1 protein-coding gene is annotated in these 397 nt (G+C 67.3%); it reads left to right on the top strand.

The annotated features are described in order from the left end of the window. Positions 1–33 precede the first annotated feature (33 nt). A partial coding sequence (locus tag FF041_RS37330) for a condensation domain-containing protein (protein ID WP_323393715.1) occupies positions 34–397 on the top strand: 364 nt, incomplete at its 3' end.

The raw sequence follows: 397 nt of genomic DNA on the forward strand, positions 1-397 counted from the left end.
AGGTCGCTGTCTCGGAACCCGCTCTTCCAGGTGATGCTGGCCCTCCAGAACGTCCCATCGGCACACTGGCAGCTGCCCGGGCTTGAGGTCAGCCCACTGCCCTCTGGGCCTGAGTCTGCGGCTCGGTTCGATCTGTCGGTGACGCTGGTCGAAGAGCGGGATGGGGATGGGGCTCCGGCGGGGATCGGCGGTGGGATTCTCTACGCCACGGATCTGTTCGACGAAGCTACGGCGGAGGCCCTGGCGGATCGTTTGGCACGGGTGCTGGAGCAGGTGGCGGCCGATCCGGATGTGCGGCTGAGCCAGATCGATGTGCTGGAGGAGGCTGAGCGTTCGCGGGTCGTCGAGCAGTGGAGCGGAACGGCTCAGCCGGTGGCGGGGGAGTCGTTCCTCGATC

It is taken from the genome of Streptomyces jumonjinensis (assembly GCF_009600885.1).
GTDB lineage: Bacteria > Actinomycetota > Actinomycetes > Streptomycetales > Streptomycetaceae > Streptomyces > Streptomyces jumonjinensis.